Source organism: Pantoea sp. AS-PWVM4 (assembly GCF_000468095.1).
Classification (GTDB): domain Bacteria; phylum Pseudomonadota; class Gammaproteobacteria; order Enterobacterales; family Enterobacteriaceae; genus Pantoea; species Pantoea phytobeneficialis.
Genome location: NZ_ASZC01000014.1, coordinates 13,063 through 35,817, shown reverse-complemented (window position 1 = coordinate 35,817; position 22,755 = coordinate 13,063). Strand labels below are relative to the sequence as shown.

The following is a 22,755-nucleotide window of genomic DNA, read 5'->3' as shown; positions in this document are numbered from 1 at the left end:
CTGAAAATGCCTGAGAACAGCGCGATAAATCGCGCCGCTACAAATTCGTGCAAGCACGCGATAATAAATCGATTGCGGTCACACTTTATCGTTTGGATTAAGGGCCTCTGTCAACCGTTGTTGCAATACATTGCGCATTTCGGCATCAAGTGCGCGGCGCTCGCTGTTCGCGAGGATGAAAAGATCCTCAACCCGTTCGCCAATTGTACTGATACGTGCGCCATGAAGCGAGACACCTAAATCTGCAAAAACTTCACCGACGCGCGCCAGCAGGCCTGGCTGATCGAGGGCGATCAATTCCAGATAGCTGCGGCGATCGGTATGCGTGGGCAGGAAGTTGACTTCGGTTTCCACGCTGAAGTGCTTCAGTCGCGATGACTGACGGCGCACGCGCGGCGGCACCCATTGTGTTTGGGTGATCGCCTGCTCCAGCGCCTGAATGATCATCGGGTGACGATCGGATGCCAACGGGCTGCCATCCGGCTCCAGCACAATAAAGGTATCCATTGCCATACCGTCACGGCTGGTAAAGATCTGCGCGTCATGCACGCTGAGATTGCGGCGATCGAGTTCACCCGCCACAGCAGCAAACAGATATGGACGATCGGGACTCCAGATAAAAATCTCAGTTCCGCCGCGCGTTGCCTGCGGGCTGACCAGCACCAGCGGTTTGCTCAAATCGTGGTTGATCAGATGTCGCGCATGCCATGCCAGCTGATTAGGGGTGTGGCGCAGGAAATAGTCGGAACGGCAGCGGCTCCAGATATGTTGCAGTCGCTCTTCGTCGAGGTTCTCCATTCGCAGCAGCGCCAGCGCCTGCAAGCGATGATGACGGACACGCTCGCGCAGATCCGGGCTGTTTTCCATGCCGCGACGCAGCTGTTTTTCTGTGGCGAAGAACAGTTCGCGCAGCAGGCTCTGCTTCCAGCTGTTCCACAAGCTTTCGTTGGTGGCGCAGATGTCTGATACCGTTAAGCACGCCAGGTAGCGCAGGCGGTTTTCGTTCTGCATTACCTCTGCGAATTGCTGAATGACGGTAGGATCCTGAATATCGCGGCGCTGGGCGGTGACCGACATCAGCAGGTGATGACGCACCAGCCAGGCAACCAACTGCGTTTCCCGTGAGTTCAGACCATGTAATTCAGCGAAATCGAGGGCATCCTGCGCACCTAAAATCGAGTGATCGCCGCCACGCCCTTTGGCGATGTCATGCAACAGCGCCGCCATCAGCAGCAGTTCCGGCTGTGGCAGACGCGGCCAGAGTTCTACGCACAGCGGGTGCATCGGGCGTGTCGCTTCGTCAGCAAAGCTCTCCAGTTTCTGCAACACGCGGATGGTATGTTCATCCACCGTGTAGGCATGGAACAGGTCAAACTGCATCTGACCGACGATATTGCCCCACAGCGGCGTATAAGCCCAAAGCACGCTGTGACGATGCATCGGCACTAACGCACGGCTCACCGCGCCGGGATGGCGCAGAATCGCCATGAAGGTCTGACGCGCCTCGGCGATCTGGCACAATGGTTGTTTGAGATGGCGGCGGGCGAAACGTAACTGACGTAAGGTGGTGGAGTAAATGCCTTTGATGTTTTCGTTGCGTACCATCACGTAAAACATACGCATAATTGCCTGAGGCTCACGTTCAAATAACGTGGGATCACGCAGGTCGATCAACTCGCCACGCAGCTGGAAGTCGTCATCGATGTTACGCGGCTTTTCGGTGGCGGAAAGGCCGAGGATCGCCTCATCAAACAGTTGCAGCAGCATCTGATTTAACTCGCCAATGCGGCGCGTGACCCGGTAAAAATCTTTCATCATGCGCTCAACCGGTTCGTTACCTTCGCCGAGATAGTTGAGACGCTGCGCCACATTCAGCTGGCGATCAAACAGCAGGCGGTTATCGTAACGCGTCAGCGTCAGATGCAACGCGAAGCGGATGCGCCAGAGAAACTCCTGACATTCATTAAGTTCATTACGCTCGGCTTCAGTGAGAAAGCCGAAGCCAACCATCTCATCAAGGGTGGTGGCACCAAAGTGGCGGCGAGCCACCCATTGCAGCGTATGAATATCCCGCAGACCGCCGGGGCTGCTTTTGATATCCGGCTCGAGGTTATAGCTGGTGCCGTGGTAGCGTTTATGGCGCTCTTGCTGCTCTTCAATTTTGGCGGCGAAGAAGCGTGACGAAGGCCAGAAACCATCGCTAAAGATGTTTTTTTGCAGCTCAAGAAATAATGCGACGTCGCCGGTCAGCATGCGCGATTCAATCAGGTTGGTGGCGACGGTCAAATCCGACAGCCCCTCCAGCAGACACTCCTCGAGCGTACGCACGCTGTGGCCGACTTCGAGTTTGAGATCCCACATCAGCGTGAGCAACTCACTGGTGCGTTGTGCGGCATGCTCGTCCAGCGGGCGGCGGCTCAGGATCAGCACATCAATGTCCGACAGCGGGTGCAGCTCGCCACGGCCATACCCGCCCACCGCCAGCAGGGCGATCTCTTTCATCTGATCAAAGCCAAAGAAGCGCCATAAGCGGCGCAGCAGCCGATCAATAAACAGGGTACGCGCATCAATCAGGGATTCGACATCGGTACCGGCATCAAACGCCGTCCCCATATGCTGCTGAAATTGTTCGAGATAGAGTTTGAGTTTCTCGCGGGTTAGGGCTTCATCAGGCCAGTCGGCTGGGGAATCGGTCAGGCCTTTGTGTACTGCTTCGGTCACGCTACCACTCATCGACATCGTCTCTTCTTCGCGCCATTGACATAAAAAAGCCGACTCAAGGTCGGCCTGGTACTGTTGGGAAGAGATTTACGCGACGTTTTCCAGCACCGCTGGGATGGTGTCGTCTTCACGTAGCGTCAGAATCTCACAGCCGTTCTCCGTCACCACAATAGTATGCTCGTACTGCGCGGACAAGCTGCGATCTTTGGTTTTCACGGTCCAGCCATCCTTCATGGTGCGGATGCGGTAATCACCGGCGTTGACCATCGGCTCGACGGTAAAGGTCATGCCGGCCTGAAGCACCACGCCGCCGTCATCGGCATCGTAATGCAGCACCTGCGGCTCTTCGTGGAAACCTTTACCAATGCCGTGGCCGCAATATTCGCGCACCACAGAGAAATCCTGTGCTTCAACATACTTCTGAATCGCACGTCCCAGTTCACGCAGGCGGATGCCGGGTTTCACCAGACGCAGGGCCAGATACAGGCTTTCCTGGGTGACGCGACACAGGCGCTCGCCCTGAATGGTCGGCTTGCCGACGATGAACATTTTTGAGGTGTCGCCGTGATAGTCATCTTTGATCACCGTGACATCAATGTTGACGACATCGCCATCTTTCAGCAGACGATCGTCGCTCGGGATACCGTGGCAGACCACTTCATTGATGGAGATACACACCGATTTCGGGAATCCGTGGTAGCCGAGGCACGCGGAGATTGCCTGCTGTTTGTTGGTGATATGCTCGTGGCAAAGACGATCCAGTTCGCCGGTGGAGATACCGGGCACCACATGCGGTGCAATCATTTCCAACACTTCAGCTGCCAGGCGACCGGCAACACGCATTTTTTCGATTTCTTCAGGAGTTTTTATTGAAATAGCCATTAAATTAATCCGCGGCTGTCGAAAATTTCGACAATAATTGAGTTCTGTGCAGTCATGTTAGCAGCAGGCATTTGGGCTGCCAAATCGGGAAGTCTCAAGCCAATTTCTGTTAACGACTATTGGCGTATTCCTGCGCATTGTGGTATAAAGCGCGCCGACGATTCTCTGTCAGCCCCCAGGGCGAACAGGAAACGCATAAATCTCATTATGTGTACTAAAACACACATGTATCGACACGTACGCCGGGGTGCCTCGTAAGAGGTCGGTTGTATGGGATACATGGAGGCCCAACCCCAATCAAACTTTAGAGGTAATCATGGCAACTGTTTCCATGCGCGACATGCTCAAGGCTGGTGTTCACTTCGGTCACCAGACCCGTTACTGGAACCCGAAAATGAAGCCGTTCATCTTCGGTGCGCGTAACAAAGTTCACATCATCAACCTTGAGAAAACTGTACCGATGTTCAACGAAGCCCTGGCTGAGCTGAACAAAATTTCTTCCCGTAAAGGTAAGATCCTGTTCGTCGGTACTAAGCGCGCTGCTGCCGAAGCGGTAAAAGAGTCTGCACTGAGCTGCGACCAGTTCTTCGTAAACCACCGCTGGTTGGGTGGCATGCTGACCAACTGGAAAACCGTTCGTCAGTCCATCAAACGCCTGAAAGATCTGGAAACTCAGTCTCAGGACGGTACTTTCGACAAACTGACCAAAAAAGAAGCGCTGATGCGCGCTCGTGAACTGGCCAAGCTGGAAAACAGCCTGGGCGGTATCAAAGATATGGGCGGTCTGCCGGACGCACTGTTCGTTGTTGATGCTGACCACGAGCACATTGCAATCAAAGAAGCAAACAACCTGGGTATTCCGGTATTTGCTATCGTTGATACCAACTCTGATCCGGACGGCGTTGATTTCGTTATCCCGGGTAACGACGATGCAATCCGTGCTGTAAGCCTGTACCTGACTGCCGTTGCCACTACCGTGCGCGAAGGCCGTTCTCAGGATCTGGCTGAGCAAGCTGAAGACGCGTCTTTAGAGAACGCCTGATAAGGTCTGCTCTTTCACAGAGCCCTTAGACATCAGATGTAATCTGTTAAGGGGGCCGCACGGCCCCTTTATTATATCCAAGTCTGTCACGCTTCCATTAAGGCGAGCGGGGCAGAGTAAATTTTCCGCAACAAGTTTCTGGCAGTGTGCAAGCACTGAGAAACGAATCGAGGATTCTGGAATGGCTGAAATTACCGCTGCACTGGTAAAAGAACTGCGCGAGCGTACTGCCGCTGGCATGATGGACTGCAAAAAAGCACTGACTGAAGCGAATGGCGATATCGAACTGGCCATCGAAAACATGCGTAAGTCTGGCGCAATCAAAGCAGCGAAAAAAGCGGGTAACGTGGCTGCTGACGGCGTGATCAAAACCAAGATCGTTGACGGTTTCGGTGTGATCCTGGAAGTTAACTGCCAGACCGACTTCGTCGCAAAAGATGCTGGTTTCCAGGCATTTGCTGACAAAGTGATCGACGCTGCTGCCGCTGGCAAAGTGACCGACGTTGAAGTTCTGAAAGCACAGTTCGAAGAAGAGCGTGTGGCACTGGTTGCGAAAATCGGTGAGAACATCAACATCCGTCGTGTTGCTATTCTGGAAGGTGCTGAGCTGGGTAACTACCTGCACGGCGCACGTATCGGCGTTCTGGTTTCTACCAAAGGCGCTGACGAAGAGCTGATCAAGCAGGTTGCAATGCACATTGCAGCAAGCAAGCCGGAATTCGTGAAGCCGGAAGATGTGTCTGAAGACGTGGTAGCGAAAGAGTACCAGGTTCAGCTGGACATCGCGATGCAGTCTGGTAAGCCGAAAGAAATCGCAGAGAAAATGGTTGAAGGCCGTATGAAGAAATTCACCGGCGAAGTTTCTCTGACTGGTCAGGCTTTCGTTATTGACCCGAGCAAAACCGTTGGTCAGGCGCTGAAAGAGAAAGGCGCTGATGTCATTAACTTCATCCGCTTCGAAGTGGGCGAAGGCATCGAGAAAGTTGAGACTGACTTTGCAGCAGAAGTTGCTGCGATGTCCAAACAGTCTTAACTGGTCCGAAAGAACCGCCAAAAGGCGGTTCTTTTTTGCCTGCATTTTGCTGCGGGCCTATTTTCAGTCACTTCCCAATAGCTTTTCTCTCTCGCTAAGCGGATGATTGATCAGATTTAACTTCTCCTTTTCATCATATCTTCCAGGAAGAATTGACCATGGCGACCAACGCAAAACCTGTATATCAACGTATCCTGCTAAAACTGAGTGGCGAAGCACTGCAAGGTGCTGAAGGTTTTGGTATTGACGCGAGTGTGCTTGACCGCATGGCGCAAGAGGTGAAAGAGCTGGTTGAGCTGGGTATCCAGGTGGGTGTGGTTATTGGTGGCGGTAACCTGTTCCGTGGCGCAGGCCTGGCGCAGGCAGGTATGAACCGTGTGGTCGGTGACCATATGGGGATGCTGGCTACCGTGATGAACGGCCTGGCGATGCGTGATGCGTTGCACCGTGCTTATGTCAATGCGCGCCTGATGTCAGCGATCCCGCTGAACGGCGTTTGTGATAACTACAGCTGGGCAGAAGCAATCAGCCTGCTGCGTAATAACCGCGTGGTTATCTTCTCTGCCGGTACTGGCAACCCGTTCTTTACAACCGACTCTGCCGCCTGTCTGCGTGGTATTGAAATCGAAGCTGATGTGGTACTGAAAGCCACTAAAGTGGATGGCGTTTACTCCGCCGATCCGGTGAAGAACCCGGATGCCACGCTCTATGAACAGCTGACGTATGCCGAAGTGTTGGATAAAGAGCTGAAAGTGATGGATCTGGCGGCCTTTACGCTGGCACGCGACCATCAACTGCCGATCCGCGTCTTCAATATGAACAAACCTGGCGCTCTGCGTCGTGTCGTGATGGGTGAAAAAGAAGGCACCCTGATTACGCATTAATACCCGACGCAAGATAAAATAGGGTATATTCTGTTGGCGCGGCGCTTGGGCGCTGCGCTATGCCCTGAATAATCCGTGCCCGATAGGGAACTCGAATTATTTAGGGTATCAGGATGATCGATGATTATCGATACCGCTTCCGGTTAGCCCGGAAATGGCCAGGTCAAACCGAATCCAAGGGTTTCAACGTGATTAACGAAATTAAAAAAGATGCTGAAACGCGCATGGACAAATGCGTGGAAGCATTCAAAAACACTATCAGCAAAGTGCGCACTGGTCGCGCTTCACCCTCTCTGCTCGACGGCATTGTTGTTGAATATTACGGCACGCCGACGCCCCTGCGTCAGCTGGCCAGTGTTACAGTAGAAGATTCGCGCACGCTGAAAATCAACGTCTTCGATCGTTCTATGGGTCCGGCAGTTGAGAAAGCGATCATGGCATCTGATTTGGGTCTGAACCCAAGCTCTGCCGGTAGCGACATTCGTGTACCGCTGCCACCGCTGACCGAAGAGCGTCGTAAAGACCTGATCAAAATTGTTCGCGGTGAAGCGGAGCAGGGCCGTGTGTCCGTCCGTAACGTACGTCGTGACGCGAACGACAAGATCAAAGCGCTGCTGAAAGACAAAGAAATCAGCGAAGACGACGAGCGTCGCGCGCAGGACGATGTGCAGAAAATGACCGATGTGCGTATCAAAAACGTTGATGCGGCACTGGCCGAGAAAGAAAAGGAACTGATGGAATTCTGATTCCATCATTATCTTATATACCCGAAATAATTCGGATTGCAGGTTGGCGGTAAGGGAATGAATTCCCAGGAGCTTACATCAGTAAGTGACTGGGGTGAACGAGCGCAGCCAACGCATCTGCAATTTGAAGTATGACGGGTATAAACGCCGTCAAGAGAGGTATTCTTCGTGAATGCGCTGTCTTGCGGCGTTTTATTTTGGTCCTGAAGAAGTGGGAAATTATCTGTCCCCTTCCTCTGAGTACACACGGAAAGCGTCATGAAGCGATTAACTCTGCTGGGTTCCACTGGCTCGATTGGCACCAGTACACTGGCGGTAGTACGGGAAAATCCTGAGCAATATCAGGTAACAGCCTTGGTAGCCGGTCAGAATGTGGCCATGATGGCCGAGCAATGTCAGCAGTTTCAGCCTCGTTATGCGGCGATGGCGGATGAAGCCTCGGCACAAGCGCTGCGTGAGCGACTGAGAGCACTCAACATCAACACCGAAGTGCTCTCCGGCGTTCAGGCGGCCTGTGAACTGGCTGCGCTTGATGAAGTTGATCAGGTGATGGCGGCGATTGTCGGCGCATCAGGTTTGCTTCCGACGCTGGCGGCCATCCGTGCCGGAAAAACTGTCCTGCTGGCCAATAAAGAATCGCTTGTCACATGCGGCCGTCTGTTTATGGAGGCGGTACAGCGCCATCAGGCCCAGTTGCTGCCGGTCGATAGCGAGCACAACGCCATTTTTCAGAGTTTACCGGCTTCCATACAGCATCAGTTGGGGTACGCTGATCTGCGGGATAACGGCATCGAGTCGATTATTCTCACGGGATCAGGTGGTCCTTTTCGTGACACGCCATTAACCGATTTGGCCGGTATGTCACCCGATCAGGCTTGTGCGCATCCGAACTGGTCAATGGGGCGTAAAATCTCCGTTGATTCGGCCACCATGATGAATAAAGGTCTTGAATACATTGAAGCCCGCTGGCTATTTAACGCCACTGATGCGCAGATGGAGGTTATCCTGCATCCGCAGTCGGTAATCCATTCGATGGTGCGTTATTGCGATGGTAGCGTGCTGGCGCAACTGGGATCGCCGGATATGCGAACCCCGATTGCCCACAGCATGGCATGGCCAGCACGTATTCCTGCCGGCGTCACGCCGCTCGATTTCACCCGAATGAAAGCGCTGACCTTTTCTGAGCCGGATTACGCGCGCTATCCCTGCCTGAAGCTGGCAATTGACGCCTGTGCCACTGGCCAGGCCGCTACGACAACGCTAAATGCAGCGAACGAAGTGGCGGTGGCCGCATTCCTGCAGCATCAGATCCGCTTTACCGATATCGCTGCGTTAAACAGCGAAGTGTTGGCGTCGCTGAGCTGCGGTGAGCCCGACAGCGTTGAAGCAGTGATGGAGATCGATCGGTTAGCGCGGGTGTGTGCCAATGAAATGTTGCCACGCTTGCGTATAGCAGGTTGATTGTCCGCGCTATTTGTTAGCTCAGGGTGAAAATGGTATAGTCGCTCGCTCGCGTTTTTCGGCCTGGTGTTATTTTGATGCCAGCTGACCTTGAGGTTGGTACTTGCCGCAGGCGCAATGTATTCAGAAACCACAGCATTTCTGATTAAAGGAATTATTACGCGTTATGTCGTCCAACAATCACAACACATTCGATGACCGGGCTGATTGTACGCCGCGTCACGTAGCCATCATTATGGATGGTAATGGTCGCTGGGCAAAAAATCAGGGCAAACTGCGTATTTCAGGCCACAAAGCCGGGGTAAAATCAGTACGCCGGGCCGTCAGCTTTGCGGTCAGCCATAAGTTGGAAGCGCTCACGCTTTATGCGTTCAGCAGTGAAAACTGGAGCCGACCGGTTCAGGAAGTGACGGCCTTAATGGAACTGTTTGTCTGGGCGCTCGACAGTGAGGTCAAAAGCCTGCACAAACACAATGTACGTTTGCGTGTTATTGGCGATATCAGTCGTTTCAATTCCCGTATCCAGGAACGCATTCGTCGCGCCGAGGAACTGACTCAGCAAAATAATGGACTGACTCTCAACATTGCTGCTAACTACGGTGGCCGTTGGGATATTATCCAGGGTGCCAGAAAACTGGCCGAACAGGTTCAGGAAGGTCTGTTACGTCCTGACCAGATAACCGAAGAGAGCCTGGCTCCGTATCTTTGTATGAACGAGCTGGCGCCGGTGGATTTAGTGATAAGGACCGGGGGAGAGCATCGGATTAGCAACTTCCTGCTGTGGCAGATTGCCTATGCTGAGTTCTGGTTTACCGATGTTCTCTGGCCTGATTTTGATGAACACGTTTTTGAAGGTGCACTGAATGCTTTCTCTCTGCGGGAGCGTCGCTATGGCGGCGCTGCACCAGGCGGCGCCTGAGCAACCTGGGGGTAACCTTTGCTGAAGTCTCGTTTAATTACCGCGTTGATTTTAATTCCGCTGGTGATTGCTGCGCTGTTCTGGTTACCACTGTCCGGTTTTGCGATAACAACTATCATCATCTGCATGCTTGCCGCCTGGGAATGGGGGCAACTGGCGGGCATGGCGTCTCGCCAGCAACGCATCTGGCTGGCTGTGCTTTGCGGTTTATTATTGGCCGTGATGCTGTTCACCCTGCAACCTTATCAACGCGATTTGCATCAATTTCAGATGGAAAGCTCCTTGTGGGCATCGCTGGCTTGGTGGATTGTGGCGTTGGTTTTAGTGCTTTTCTATCCCGCATCTGCTGCGGTCTGGCGTCATTCTCGCCCGCTTCGTCTCCTGTTTGGCGTACTCACTGTTATCCCCTTCTTCTGGGGCATGATGGCGCTGCGCCAGTATCATTATGATACCGACCATTTCGCGGGTGCCTGGTGGCTACTGTTCGTGATGTTTCTGGTATGGGGTGCCGACTCCGGTGCCTACATGTTTGGGCGGTTGTTTGGCAAACACAAACTGGCGCCAAAAGTGTCTCCCGGTAAAACCTGGGAAGGCTTTTTGGGAGGGTTGCTCTCTTCAGCGCTGATTGCCTGGTTGTTCGCCCTGTTTGCACCGCTGACGATTGCCGCGTCCACGCTGGTTATCTGTGCCGTCATTGCCGCACTGGCTTCGGTACTGGGTGATTTGACGGAAAGTATGTTCAAACGTGAAGCCGGCATCAAAGACAGTGGTAACTTAATTCCGGGCCACGGTGGTATCCTCGATCGCATTGATAGCCTGACAGCAGCGGTGCCGGTTTTTGCCTGCCTGTTGCTGCTGGTGTTCCGCACCCTCTGAGGATTGGCGACCATGTTGAGCATACTCTGGAGTTTTGCAGCCTTTATTGTGGCGCTCGGCGTGCTGATTACCGTGCACGAGTTTGGTCATTTTTGGGTTGCGCGTCGCTGCGGTGTGAAAGTCGAACGATTTTCGATTGGTTTCGGCAAAGCGCTGTTCAGTCGCCGCGATCGTCAGGGCACTGAATACGTCATTGCCCTGATCCCTCTTGGCGGCTACGTCAAAATGCTTGATGAACGCGTTGAAAGCGTTCCGGCTGAACTGCGTCATCAAGCCTTCAACAACAAAGCGGTCTGGCAGCGGGCATCGATCATTGCCGCAGGTCCGATAGCTAACTTCATTTTTGCCATTATCGCGTATTGGGCGGTGTTTATTCACGGCGTCCCTGGCGTGCGCCCGGTGGTTGGTGAAATTCTGAACGGTTCCGTTGCGGCAGAAGCGCAAATTACCTCCGGGATGGAACTTAAAGCGGTAGATGGTATCGAAACGCCTGATTGGGATGCTGTGCGCATGGCGCTGATCGGCAAAATCGGTGATCAGAGTGCCACGCTAACCGTCTCGCAATTTGGTGAGGATGCCACGCAGCAGAAGCAGTTGGATTTGCATGACTGGCAGTTCGAACCCGATAAGCAGGACCCGGTTGTTGCGTTGGGCATCCGCCCTCGCGGACCACAAATCGAAACAACCCTGGCCGAAGTTCAGGCTAACTCTCCGGCGAGTGAAGCCGGTTTGCAAGCAGGCGACAGGATCGTTAAAGTCGATGGTCAGCCGTTAACACAATGGCAGGCTTTTGTGGTGCAGGTGCGGGATAACCCCGGCAAAAATATGGCACTTGAGGTGGAGCGAAACGGCGAATCACTGGCGTTGACGCTGACACCGGAAGCAAAACCGGGTAACAAGGCGGAAGGCTTTGCAGGGGTTATACCCCGCGTGATTCCGTTGCCTGACGAGTACAAAACGGTAAGGCAGTATGGGCCTTTTGCCGCCATCGGCGAAGCCAGTGTTAAAACCTGGCAACTGATGAAGCTGACGGTTTCCATGCTGGGCAAATTGATAACCGGGGACGTGAAGCTGAATAATCTGAGCGGGCCGATTTCGATCGCGCAGGGTGCCGGGTTATCAGCAGAATATGGGGTGATTTACTACCTGATGTTTCTGGCGCTGATCAGCGTTAACCTGGGCATCATTAACCTGTTCCCACTGCCGGTTTTAGATGGTGGACATCTGCTCTTTCTGGCGATCGAAAAGATCAAAGGTGGACCGGTGTCCGAGCGAGTTCAGGACTTCAGTTACCGCATTGGCTCAATTCTGCTGGTGCTGTTAATGGGGCTTGCACTTTTCAATGATTTCTCACGCCTGTAATAGCTGGAATGCAGACAGGCGTGGGATGTGTTAGGAAAACGCATAACAACGATGGCGATGAAAAAGTTGCTCATAGCGTCGCTGCTGTTTAGCAGCGCCACCGTTTACGGTGCAGACGATTTCGTGGTGAAGGATATTCATTTCGAAGGGCTACAGCGAGTCGCCGTCGGCGCGGCTCTGCTGAGTATGCCGGTACGTGTCGGCGATACAGTGAATGATGATGACATCAGAAATACCATTCGCTCACTGTTCGCCACCGGTAACTTCGAAGATGTTCAGGTTCTGCGCGACGGTACTACGCTGATTGTCCAGGTGAAAGAACGTCCGACCATTGCCAGCATCACTTTCTCCGGCAACAAAGCGGTGAAAGAAGATCAGCTGAAACAGAACCTTGAGGCTTCTGGTATCCGTGTCGGTGAAGCACTTGACCGCACCACGCTTTCTTCAATTGAGAAGGGCCTGGAGGATTTCTACTACAGCGTCGGTAAATACACCGCCAGCGTTAAAGCGATTGCTACTCCGCTGCCACGTAACCGTGTTGACCTGAAATTTGTCTTCCAGGAAGGTGTTTCTGCTCAGATTCAGCAGATCAACATCGTGGGCAACAAAGCCTTTAGTTCTGATGAACTGATCTCCCGTTTCCAGTTGCGTGACGAAGTGCCGTGGTGGAACGTGGTGGGCGATCGTAAATACCAGAAACAGAAACTTGCCGGGGACCTCGAAACCCTGCGCAGCTTCTATCTGGATCGCGGTTATGCGCGTTTTAATATTGATTCAACGCAGGTGAGCCTGACGCCGGACAAGAAAGGGATCTACATCACCGTCAACATTACCGAAGGCGATCAGTACAAGATCGCGGGTGTGATTGTTAACGGCAGCATGGCGGGTCACTCGGCGGAAATTGAACATCTGACGAAGATCCCATCGGGTGAGCTGTATAACGGCACCAAAGTCACTCAGATGGAAGACGACATCAAAAAACTGTTGGGTCGCTACGGTTATGCTTATCCTCGCGTGGTCACTCAGCCGGAAATTAATGATGCCGACAAGACGGTAAAACTGCATATCAACGTTGATGCCGGGAACCGTTACTACGTGCGTAAAGTCCGTTTCGAAGGTAACGATACCTCGAAGGACTCGGTACTGCGTCGTGAAATGCGTCAGATGGAAGGCGCATGGTTGGGCAGCGATCTGGTTGAGCAGGGTAAAGAACGTCTGAACCGTACCGGTTACTTCGAAACGGTAGACGTGGATACGCAGCGCGTGCCGGGCTCACCTGACCAGGTTGACGTGGTCTACAAGGTTAAGGAACGTAACACCGGTACATTCAACTTCGGTGTGGGCTACGGCACAGAAAGTGGCGTGAGCTTCCAGGTTGGCGTGACCCAGGACAACTGGCTCGGCACGGGTAACACCGTGGGTATCAGTGGGACCAAAAACGATTATCAGACCTATGCTGAATTCTCACTGACCGATCCGTATTTCACGGTGGACGGTGTCAGCCTGGGCGGTCGTATTTTCTATAACGACTTTAAAGCGGATGATGCTGACCTGTCTGACTACACCAATAAAAGTTATGGTGTTGATGGCACGCTGGGCTTCCCGATCAATGAAAACAACACCTTACGTGTTGGTTTAGGTTATGTTCATAACGACCTTTCCAATATGCAGCCGCAGGTGGCGATGTGGCGTTATCTTGATTCGGTAGGACGTCATCAGGAGCTGAATGATGATGGTGATTTCTCCGCGAATGACTTCACCTTCAACTATGGTTGGACGTACAACACCCTGGACCGCGGTTTCTTCCCGACATCCGGTAACCGTACCAACCTGAACGGTAAAGTGACCATCCCGGGTTCAGATAACAGCTTCTACAAAGCGACGCTGGATACCCAACAATACGTTCCGATCAACCGTGATCGTACCTGGGTGCTGTTAGGTCGTGGCCGTGTTGGTTATGGTGACGGACTCGGCGGTAAAGAGATGCCGTTCTATGAGAACTTCTATGCGGGTGGCTCCAGCACGGTTCGTGGCTTCCAGTCCAACACCATTGGTCCGAAAGCGGCGTACCTGAATGATGGCTCGTCAACCTGTACGCTGTCCGATCCGAATGGCATCTGTAAGTCAGATGATGCGGTCGGTGGTAACGCGATGGCGGTGGCAAGCCTTGAGCTGATCACCCCAACACCGTTCCTGAGCGAGAAGTATGCTAACTCAGTACGTACGTCGGTATTTTTCGATGCGGGTACTGTCTGGGATACCAAATGGCAGAACACCGCAGAAACGCGTGCGGCAGGGATCCCGGATTACAGCGATCCAAACAATATTCGCGTATCCAGCGGTATCGCACTACAGTGGATGTCACCGTTGGGACCGTTGGTCTTCTCGTATGCCCAACCGATCAAGAAAGTCGAGGGAGACAAGTCAGAGCAGTTCCAGTTTAACATCGGTAAAACCTGGTAAAGCTCTGAGCAGGGAAGTGTATACCCAAAAGGTATAAAGAGAGTCTGCATGCGTGTAGCCTGGCTACACGCTGCAAACACACATGTTGAGGGTAAGGAGTTTATAGTGAAAAAGTTGTTCTGTGCCGCTGCTCTGGGTGTTGCATTAGCTGCTTCTGCTGGCGCCCAGGCGGCAGACAAAATCGCCGTTGTTAACCTGAGCCAGGTTTTCCAGCAGTCTCCGCAGCGTGCTGTCGTTGCTAAGCAACTTGAGAGTGAGTTCCAGGGCCGTGCCTCTGACCTCCAGTCTCAGCAGCAGAAAATCCAGCAGGAGATTCAGGATCTGCAACGCAATGCTTCAACCATGAAAGCAAGCGACCGTACCAAGAAAGAGAAGCAGATCGCTTCTGAACGTGCTGCTTTCGAATCAAAAGCTCAGGCTTTTGAGAAAGACAACCAGACCCGTCAGATGCAGGAACGTAACAAGCTGCTGGCTAAAATCCAGACTGCTGTTCAGTCTGTAGCGAAAAGCGGAGGGTACGATCTGGTCCTGGACTCTCAGGCTGTGCTGTACACTTCTTCTGATGCTAAAGACATCACTGCTGACGTTGTAAAACAGGTTAAATAATCGATGTCATCTATTCGACTGGCTGATTTAGCCCAGCAGTTGGATGCAGAATTGCACGGAGATGGCGATATCGCCATCTCCGGCATTGCTTCTATGCAATCCGCCACAACTGGCCAAATCACTTTTCTTGCAAACAGCCGTTACCGCGAGCAACTCGCCCAGGTGCAGGCTTCGGCCGTGGTGCTGACGGAAGCGGATCTGGAGTGGTGTAATACGGCCGCGCTGGTGGTGAAAAATCCTTACCTGACCTATGCCCGCATGGCACAACTGCTGGACACCACGCCTCAGCCCGCGCAGAATATCGCGCCCAGCGCCGTGATCGACCCAACGGCCAAGCTGGGAAGCAATGTCTCGGTGGGTGCGAATGCGGTGATCGAGTCCGGTGTTGAGCTGGGCGACGACGTCGTCATCGGCGCCGGGTGTTTTGTTGGTAAGCACACGCGTATTGGTCGCGGTACACGCCTGTGGGCTAACGTGACGATTTATCACGAAATCCAGATTGGTCAGGATTGTCTGATTCAGTCAGGCACCGTCATCGGTGCGGATGGATTCGGGTATGCTAACGATCGTGGCAATTGGGTGAAAATCCCGCAGTTGGGCACGGTGGTGATTGGTGATCGGGTGGAAATTGGCGCCTGTACAACCATCGATCGCGGTGCGTTGGATAACACTCTGATCGGCAATGGTGTTATCATAGATAACCAATGTCAGATTGCACACAACGTTGTGATCGGTGATAACACCGCGGTTGCTGGTGGTGTGATCATGGCGGGTAGTCTGAAGATTGGCCGTTACTGTATGATTGGCGGCGCCAGCGTCATTAACGGACATATGGAAATCTGTGACAAAGTCACCGTGACGGGAATGGGCATGGTTATGCGCCCAATCACAGAGCCTGGGGTATACTCTTCGGGTATTCCGCTGCAACCCAACAAAACCTGGCGTAAAACGGCAGCGTTGGTGATGAATATCGATGACATGAGCAAACGCCTCAAAGCCATCGAGCGTAAAGTCGGTAAAGACGAGTAACGCCATCCCACGACACCGGCTTCATAATAAGCAGCGTACCTTCTTTACCCGCTCAGACTTTGTCTGAGCATGTGCAGCAGGTATCGCAGGGAAGCGAGACGCCACCGAACTGATTTGCGGCCTGCGGATGATCATTTTGATCGTTGCAGGCCGTGTTATTGTTGCCATCAGAATTTTTAGGACAGGAAGAGTATTTTGACTACTGAAACGCATACTCTGAAAATTGAAGAGATTTTAGAACTGCTGCCGCACCGCTATCCATTCCTGCTGGTTGACCGTGTATTGGAATTTGAAGAGCATAAATATCTGCGTGCGGTGAAGAACGTTTCTGTAAACGAACCGTTTTTCCAGGGGCACTTCCCTGGTAAACCGATTTTCCCAGGCGTTCTGATCCTGGAAGCGATGGCGCAGGCCACCGGTATTCTGGCATTCAAAAGTGTCGGCAAACTGGAGCCGGGCGAGCTTTACTACTTCGCCGGCATCGATGAAGCCCGTTTCAAGCGTCCGGTGGTACCGGGCGATCAGATGATCATGGAAGTGACATTCGAGAAAACCCGTCGTGGCCTGACGCGCTTCAAAGGCGTAGCAACCGTAGACGGTAAGATTGTCTGTGAAGCGACCATGATGTGTGCCCGTAGCCGGGAGGCATAATTAGTGATTGATTCAACCGCCAGCATCCATCCCAGTTCCGTTATTGAAGAAGGTGCCGTGATCGGCGCCAATGTTCACATCGGCCCATTTTGCTTTATTGGTGCCAACGTGGAAATTGGTGAAGGTACGGTGCTTAAATCGCATGTGGTGGTGAATGGCCATACGCGTATTGGTAAGGATAACCAGATCTACCAGTTTGCTTCGATTGGCGAAGTGAATCAGGACCTGAAGTATGCGGGTGAGCCGACGCGTGTGGAAATTGGCGATCGCAACCGTATCCGCGAAAGTGTCACGATTCATCGCGGTACGATACAGGGTGGTAGCCTGACCAAAATCGGCAGTGACAACCTGCTGATGGTGAACGCGCATATTGCACATGATTGCGTAATTGGCAATCGCTGCATTTTCGCCAATAACGCTACGCTGGGTGGCCACGTCACGGTTGATGATTTCGCTATCATCGGTGGGATGACGGCAGTACACCAGTGGTGCACCATTGGCGCTCATGTGATGGTCGGCGGTTGTTCCGGTGTCGCGCAGGACGTACCACCGTACGTCATTGCGCAGGGTAACCATGCGACACCTTTTGGTATCAACATCGAAGGTCTGAAGCGTCGTGGATTCAGCAAAGAAGCCCTGCATGCGATTCGCAATGCGTACAAGTTGCTGTATCGCAGCAGTAAAACGCTGGATGAAGTGAAGCCGGAGATTGAAGCGCTGGCAAAACAGCATAGCGAAGTTCAGCCTTTCTATGACTTCTTTGCCCGCTCAACCCGTGGATTGATTCGTTAATCCATGTCAGTGCGTCCCTTAACGATTGCCCTGGTCGCCGGAGAAACCTCCGGCGATATTCTTGGTGCCGGTCTCATTCGTGCGTTAAAAGCGCGCCATCCTGATGCTCGCTTTGTCGGCGTTGCCGGTCCGCGTATGCAGGCTGAAGGCTGTGAAGCCTGGTATGAGATGGAAGAGTTGGCGGTGATGGGCATTGTTGAAGTGCTGGAACGTCTGCCGCGGCTGCTGAAAATCCGCCGTGACCTGACGCAGCGCTTCACTGCGCTGCAACCGGATGTGTTTGTCGGCATTGATGCGCCTGATTTCAATATCACGCTCGAAGGTCGTCTGAAACGCGCCGGAATTCGCACCATTCATTATGTCAGTCCCTCAGTCTGGGCCTGGCGTCAAAAACGCGTATTCAAAATCGGCCGCAATACTAACCTCGTATTGGCATTTCTGCCGTTTGAAAAAGCGTTCTATGATCGTTTCAATGTGCCGTGCCGTTTTATCGGCCACACTATGGCCGATGCGATGCCGATGCAGCCGGATAAACTGGCAGCGCGTCGTGGTTTAGGGATTGCTGATGATGCAATCTGCCTGGGCCTGTTGCCGGGTAGCCGTGGTGCCGAAGTGGAAATGCTGAGCGCCGATTTTCTGCGTGCCGCTCAACTGCTGCGCCAGCACTATCCTCGTCTTGAAATCGTGGTGCCTCTGGTAAATGCGAAGCGTCGTGAACAGTTCGAGCACATCAAAGCAGAAGTGGCACCGGAATTACCGATGCACCTGCTGGATGGTAAAGGACGTGAAGCGATGATTGCCAGCGATGCAGCGATTCTGGCATCGGGAACCGCGGCACTGGAGTGTATGCTGGCGAAATGTCCGATGGTGGTGGGTTATCGCATGAAACCTTTCACCTTCTGGCTGGCGAAGCGGCTGGTCAAAACCCCTTACGTCTCCTTACCGAATCTGCTTGCCGGGCGCGAGTTGGTGAAGGAGTTGTTGCAGGATGAATGTCAGCCGGCAGCCTTAGCCGCTGCGCTGGAGCCGCTGTTACATGCGGGTGCCGAGCGTGATGCGTTGCTTGCGACGTTTAACGAACTACATGCACAAATTCGCTGGAATGCTGATGAGCAGGCCGCGGATGCCGTACTGGAGATTGCTCATGGCTGAGTTTATTTATCCCAATGCGCGGCTGATTGCCGGTGTTGATGAGGTCGGGCGTGGCCCGCTGGTCGGCGCGGTGGTGACGGCAGCGGTGATCCTTGACCCTGCAAAGCCGATTGTCGGTCTGGCCGATTCCAAAAAATTGTCGGAAAAACGTCGTCTGGCGTTGTATGACGAGATCAAAGAAAAAGCACTGGCCTGGAGTCTGGGGCGTGCGGAACCGGAAGAGATCGATCAGATCAACATTCTGCATGCGACCATGCTGGCGATGCAGCGTGCGGTGGCAGGTTTACCTGTGGTGCCTGATTTTGTTTTGATCGATGGCAACCGTTGCCCGGCTTTGCCGATGCCATCACAGGCGGTAGTTAAGGGTGATAGCCTGGTTGCAGAGATCAGCGCCGCGTCGATCCTGGCGAAGGTGACGCGCGATCGTGAAATGGCCGAACTGGATCTTCTCTTCCCGCAGTATGGCTTCGCTCAGCACAAGGGTTATCCGACGGCACTGCATATGGAAAAATTGACCCAGTATGGTGCTACGCCTCATCATCGCCGCAGCTTTGCGCCGGTGCGTAACGCTCTGATTGATGCCGACGTGCTGGCCGCACGCCAGCCGACTACGCTTTAATAGCCTGACGCTGTTTTAACCGGAAACTGATATGGCTGAACCCCGTTTTATACATCTGCGCGTTCACAGCGACTACTCAATGGTTGATGGCCTGGCGAAGACCGGGCCGCTGGTAAAAAAGGCTGCCTCATTAGGGATGCCTGCTATTGGCATTACTGATTTCACCAACCTGTGCGGGCTGGTGAAATTCTATGGCACCGCGCACGGTGCTGGGGTGAAGCCGATTATTGGCGCCGATTTTAACGTTGCCAGCGAGCTGATGGGCGATGAGCTGACACAGCTCACCGTGCTGGCGGCGAACAACACCGGTTATCAGAACCTGACATTACTGATTTCACGCGCTTACCAACGGGGTTACGGTATTGCCGGGCCGGTCATTGATCGTGACTGGCTGGCTGAGTATCAGGAAGGCTTGATTCTGCTTTCCGGTGGCCGTCGTGGCGATGTGGGACGCAGCTTATTGCGCGGCAACAATGCGCTGGTGGCGCAGTGCCTGGCGTTCTATCAGCAGCACTTCCCCGATCGTTACTATCTTGAATTGACGCGCACGGGTCGCCCGGATGAGGAGAGCTACCTGCACGCGGCGGTTGAGCTGGCAATTGCCGAAGGCGTGCCGGTGGTGGCAACCAATGAAGTGTGCTTCCTCAACGAAGATGATTTTGACGCGCATGAAATTCGCGTGGCAATTCATGATGGTTACACGCTCGACGATCCTAAACGTCCGCGTAACTACAGCCCTCAGCAATATATGCGCAGCGAAGCGGAGATGTGCGAGTTGTTCTCGGACATCCCGGAAGCGCTGGAAAATAGCGTAGAAATTGCTAAGCGTTGTAATGTCACCGTGCGACTGGGTGAGTACTTCCTGCCGCAGTTCCCGACCGGTGATATGACCACCGAAGATTTTCTCGTGGTGAAATCACGGGAAGGTTTGGAAGAGCGTCTGGAATTCCTGTTCCCCGATCCGGCAGTGCGTGCCGAGAAACGCCCGGAATATGATGAACGTCTGGAGATTGAACTTAACGTTATTAACCAGATGGGCTTCCCCGGCTACTTCCTGATCGTGATGGAGTTTATCCAGTGGTCGAAGGATAACGGCGTACCGGTAGGACCGGGACGTGGTTCCGGTGCCGGTTCGCTGGTCGCTTATGCGCTGAAGATTACCGATCTTGATCCGCTGGAGTTTGACCTGCTGTTCGAACGTTTCCTGAACCCGGAACGTGTGTCGATGCCTGACTTCGACGTCGACTTCTGTATGGAAAAACGTGACCAGGTGATCGACCACGTTGCTGAGATGTATGGCCGCGATGCGGTATCGCAGATCATTACCTTTGGTACGATGGCAGCAAAAGCGGTGATCCGCGACGTAGGCCGTGTGCTGGGGCATCCTTACGGCTTTGTTGATCGTATCTCCAAGCTGGTGCCGCCCGATCCGGGCATGACGCTGGAAAAAGCCTTTGCTGCCGAACCGCAGTTGCCGGAAATCTACGAGGCAGATGAAGAGGTTAAAGCGCTGATCGACATGGCGCGTAAGCTGGAAGGTGTCACGCGTAACGCCGGTAAACACGCCGGTGGCGTGGTGATCGCGCCGACCAAAATTACCGATTTTGCACCGCTGTACTGCGATGAAAACGGCAACCACCCGGTCACGCAATTCGATAAAAATGACGTGGAATATGCCGGTCTGGTGAAGTTCGACTTCCTCGGCTTGCGCACGCTCACCATTATCGACTGGGCGCTGAAGATGATTAACCCGCGCCGTGAGAAGCAGGGCCTGGAACCGATTGATATCGCAGCCATTCCGCTCGACGATAAAAAGAGTTTCGACATGCTGCAACGCGCGGAAACCACCGCCGTGTTCCAGCTTGAATCGCGCGGCATGAAGGATCTGATCAAACGTCTGAAGCCTGACTGCTTCGAAGATATGATCGCATTGGTGGCGTTGTTCCGTCCGGGCCCGTTGCAGTCCGGCATGGTAGATAACTTTATCGACCGTAAGCATGGCCGCGAAGCGATCTCTTACCCGGATATCGAGTGGCAGCATGAGTCGCTGCAACCGGTGCTGGAACCGACCTACGGCATCATCCTTTACCAGGAACAGGTGATGCAGATCGCCCAGGTGCTGTCCGGTTATACTCTTGGCGGCGCGGATATGCTGCGTCGTGCGATGGGTAAAAAGAAACCGGAAGAGATGGCGAAGCAGCGCTCCGTGTTCCAGGATGGAGCGGAGAAGATGGGCGTCAACGGCGAGCTGGCGATGAAGATCTTCGACCTGGTGGAGAAATTCGCTGGTTATGGCTTCAACAAATCGCACTCCGCTGCCTATGCGCTGGTTTCTTATCAAACGTTGTGGTTGAAAGCCCACTATCCGGCAGAATTTATGGCGGCGGTAATGACCGCGGATATGGATAACACCGAGAAAGTGGTGGGGCTGGTGGATGAGTGCTGGCGTATGGGCCTCAAGGTGCTGCCGCCAGATATCAACTCCGGGCTTTATCCGTTCCATGTGAACGATGAGGGTGAGATCGTTTACGGTATCGGTGCGATCAAAGGCGTGGGTGAAGGCCCGATTGAAGCGATCCTCGAGGCGCGTAACCGGGATGGTTACTTCAAAGAACTGTTTGATCTCTGCGCCCGTACCGACACCAAAAAGATCAACCGTCGCGTGATGGAAAAACTGATCATGTCCGGTGCGTTCGATCGTCTCGGCCCGCATCGTGCTGCGCTGATGAGCTCCCTCAGCGATGCGCTGAAAGCCGCCGATCAACATGCGAAAGCCGAGGCCATCGGCCAGGCGGATATGTTTGGCGTGCTGGCAGAAGAACCGGAGCAGGTAGAGAAATCGTACGCCAGCGTGACACCGTGGCCGGAACAGATTCAGCTGGATGGCGAACGTGAAACGCTGGGCCTGTATCTCACCGGCCATCCGATTAATCAGTATCTGAAAGAAATTGAACGTTACGTTGGCGGGATGCGTCTCAAAGACATGCATCCAACCGATCGTGGTAAAGTGACCGTCGCGGCGGGGCTGGTGATTGCTGCCCGTACGATGGTCACCAAGCGTGGCAACCGAATTGGTATCTGTACTCTGGATGACCGCTCTGGGCGTCTGGAGGTGATGTTATTTACCGATGCATTGGATAAATACCAGCAATTGCTGGAGAAGGACCGAATCCTGATCGTTAGCGGACAGGTCAGCTTTGATGACTTCAGTGGCGGCCTTAAAATGACCGCCCGCGAAGTGATGGACATTGACGAAGCGCGGGAAAAATACGCGCGTGGTCTTGCTATCTCGCTGACGGACAGGCAAATTGATGACCAGCTTTTAAACCGTCTCCGCCAGTCTCTGGAGCCTCATCGCTCCGGGACTATTCCGGTGCATCTCTATTATCAGAGAGCAGATGCGCGGGCGAAGCTGCGCTTTGGTGCAGCGTGGCGTATTTCGCCCAGCGATCGTTTACTCAACGATTTGCGGTCGTTAGTTGGGTCGGAGCAGGTGGAACTGGAGTTTGACTAAAAC

Annotated in this window: 18 protein-coding genes; 16 read left to right on the top strand and 2 right to left on the bottom strand. The window is 53.5% G+C overall.

From position 1 onward, the window contains the following. Window positions 1-78: 78 nt before the first annotated feature. Window positions 79-2,733, bottom strand: coding sequence for a bifunctional uridylyltransferase/uridylyl-removing protein GlnD (gene glnD, locus L579_RS12895; protein WP_036626670.1), 2,655 nt, complete (start codon window positions 2,731-2,733; stop codon window positions 79-81). 75 nt (window positions 2,734-2,808) lie between these two features. Next, a complete protein-coding gene (gene map, locus L579_RS12890) occupies window positions 2,809-3,603 on the bottom strand; it encodes a type I methionyl aminopeptidase (protein ID WP_021184669.1) in 795 nt (264 codons plus the stop codon). A gap of 316 nt (window positions 3,604-3,919) precedes the next feature. Between map and rpsB the strand changes: the two genes are divergently transcribed. From rpsB to dnaE, 16 genes are all read left to right on the top strand, one after another. Beyond that, window positions 3,920-4,645, top strand: a complete 726-nt coding sequence (gene rpsB / locus L579_RS12885; protein WP_013507942.1) for a 30S ribosomal protein S2 — start codon at window positions 3,920-3,922, stop codon at window positions 4,643-4,645. A gap of 181 nt (window positions 4,646-4,826) precedes the next feature. Continuing rightward, entirely contained in the window at window positions 4,827-5,678 is an 852-nt protein-coding gene (tsf, locus tag L579_RS12880; protein WP_021184668.1) for a translation elongation factor Ts, read from the top strand. A gap of 158 nt (window positions 5,679-5,836) precedes the next feature. Beyond that, window positions 5,837-6,562, top strand: a complete 726-nt coding sequence (pyrH, locus tag L579_RS12875; protein WP_013507944.1) for a UMP kinase — start codon at window positions 5,837-5,839, stop codon at window positions 6,560-6,562. Window positions 6,563-6,750: 188 nt separating this feature from the next. Further along, on the top strand, window positions 6,751-7,308 hold the full coding sequence (gene frr, locus L579_RS12870) for a ribosome recycling factor (protein WP_021184667.1): 558 nt from the start codon (window positions 6,751-6,753) through the stop codon (window positions 7,306-7,308). Window positions 7,309-7,566: 258 nt separating this feature from the next. After that, window positions 7,567-8,769 (top strand): 1-deoxy-D-xylulose-5-phosphate reductoisomerase, encoded by a 1,203-nt coding sequence (gene ispC / locus L579_RS12865; RefSeq protein ID WP_021184666.1) that lies wholly within the window; start codon window positions 7,567-7,569, stop codon window positions 8,767-8,769. Window positions 8,770-8,935: 166 nt separating this feature from the next. Next, complete coding sequence (gene ispU, locus L579_RS12860; protein ID WP_021184665.1) at window positions 8,936-9,688, top strand: (2E,6E)-farnesyl-diphosphate-specific ditrans,polycis-undecaprenyl-diphosphate synthase; 753 nt, start codon at window positions 8,936-8,938, stop codon at window positions 9,686-9,688. Window positions 9,689-9,706: 18 nt separating this feature from the next. Beyond that, window positions 9,707-10,564 carry a phosphatidate cytidylyltransferase gene (cdsA, locus tag L579_RS12855; RefSeq protein ID WP_021184664.1) on the top strand — a complete coding sequence of 286 codons (858 nt, stop codon included), beginning with the start codon at window positions 9,707-9,709 and terminating at the stop codon, window positions 10,562-10,564. 12 nt (window positions 10,565-10,576) lie between these two features. Further along, window positions 10,577-11,926, top strand: coding sequence for a sigma E protease regulator RseP (gene rseP, locus L579_RS12850; RefSeq protein ID WP_021184663.1), 1,350 nt, complete (start codon window positions 10,577-10,579; stop codon window positions 11,924-11,926). A gap of 51 nt (window positions 11,927-11,977) precedes the next feature. Further along, a complete protein-coding gene (gene bamA / locus L579_RS12845; RefSeq protein ID WP_036626612.1) occupies window positions 11,978-14,389 on the top strand; it encodes an outer membrane protein assembly factor BamA in 2,412 nt (803 codons plus the stop codon). 105 nt (window positions 14,390-14,494) lie between these two features. After that, the gene (locus tag L579_RS12840) at window positions 14,495-14,995 is read left to right on the top strand and encodes an OmpH family outer membrane protein (protein WP_013507951.1); all 501 of its coding nucleotides are present in this window, start codon (window positions 14,495-14,497) and stop codon (window positions 14,993-14,995) included. 3 nt (window positions 14,996-14,998) lie between these two features. Then, window positions 14,999-16,024: a UDP-3-O-(3-hydroxymyristoyl)glucosamine N-acyltransferase gene (gene lpxD / locus L579_RS12835; RefSeq protein ID WP_021184661.1), complete on the top strand. Its 1,026-nt coding sequence runs from the start codon at window positions 14,999-15,001 to the stop codon at window positions 16,022-16,024. A gap of 195 nt (window positions 16,025-16,219) precedes the next feature. After that, window positions 16,220-16,675: a 3-hydroxyacyl-ACP dehydratase FabZ gene (fabZ, locus tag L579_RS12830; protein ID WP_013507953.1), complete on the top strand. Its 456-nt coding sequence runs from the start codon at window positions 16,220-16,222 to the stop codon at window positions 16,673-16,675. 3 nt (window positions 16,676-16,678) lie between these two features. Further along, window positions 16,679-17,467 carry an acyl-ACP--UDP-N-acetylglucosamine O-acyltransferase gene (gene lpxA, locus L579_RS12825; protein ID WP_021184660.1) on the top strand — a complete coding sequence of 263 codons (789 nt, stop codon included), beginning with the start codon at window positions 16,679-16,681 and terminating at the stop codon, window positions 17,465-17,467. A 3-nt stretch (window positions 17,468-17,470) separates the two neighbouring features. After that, entirely contained in the window at window positions 17,471-18,619 is a 1,149-nt protein-coding gene (gene lpxB, locus L579_RS12820; RefSeq protein WP_021184659.1) for a lipid-A-disaccharide synthase, read from the top strand. Then, window positions 18,612-19,238 carry a ribonuclease HII gene (gene rnhB / locus L579_RS12815; RefSeq protein ID WP_021184658.1) on the top strand — a complete coding sequence of 209 codons (627 nt, stop codon included), beginning with the start codon at window positions 18,612-18,614 and terminating at the stop codon, window positions 19,236-19,238. The genes lpxB and rnhB overlap by 8 nt, the downstream gene beginning before the upstream one ends. Window positions 19,239-19,269: 31 nt before the next feature. Further along, complete coding sequence (gene dnaE / locus L579_RS12810; protein WP_021184657.1) at window positions 19,270-22,752, top strand: DNA polymerase III subunit alpha; 3,483 nt, start codon at window positions 19,270-19,272, stop codon at window positions 22,750-22,752. Window positions 22,753-22,755: the final 3 nt, after the last annotated feature.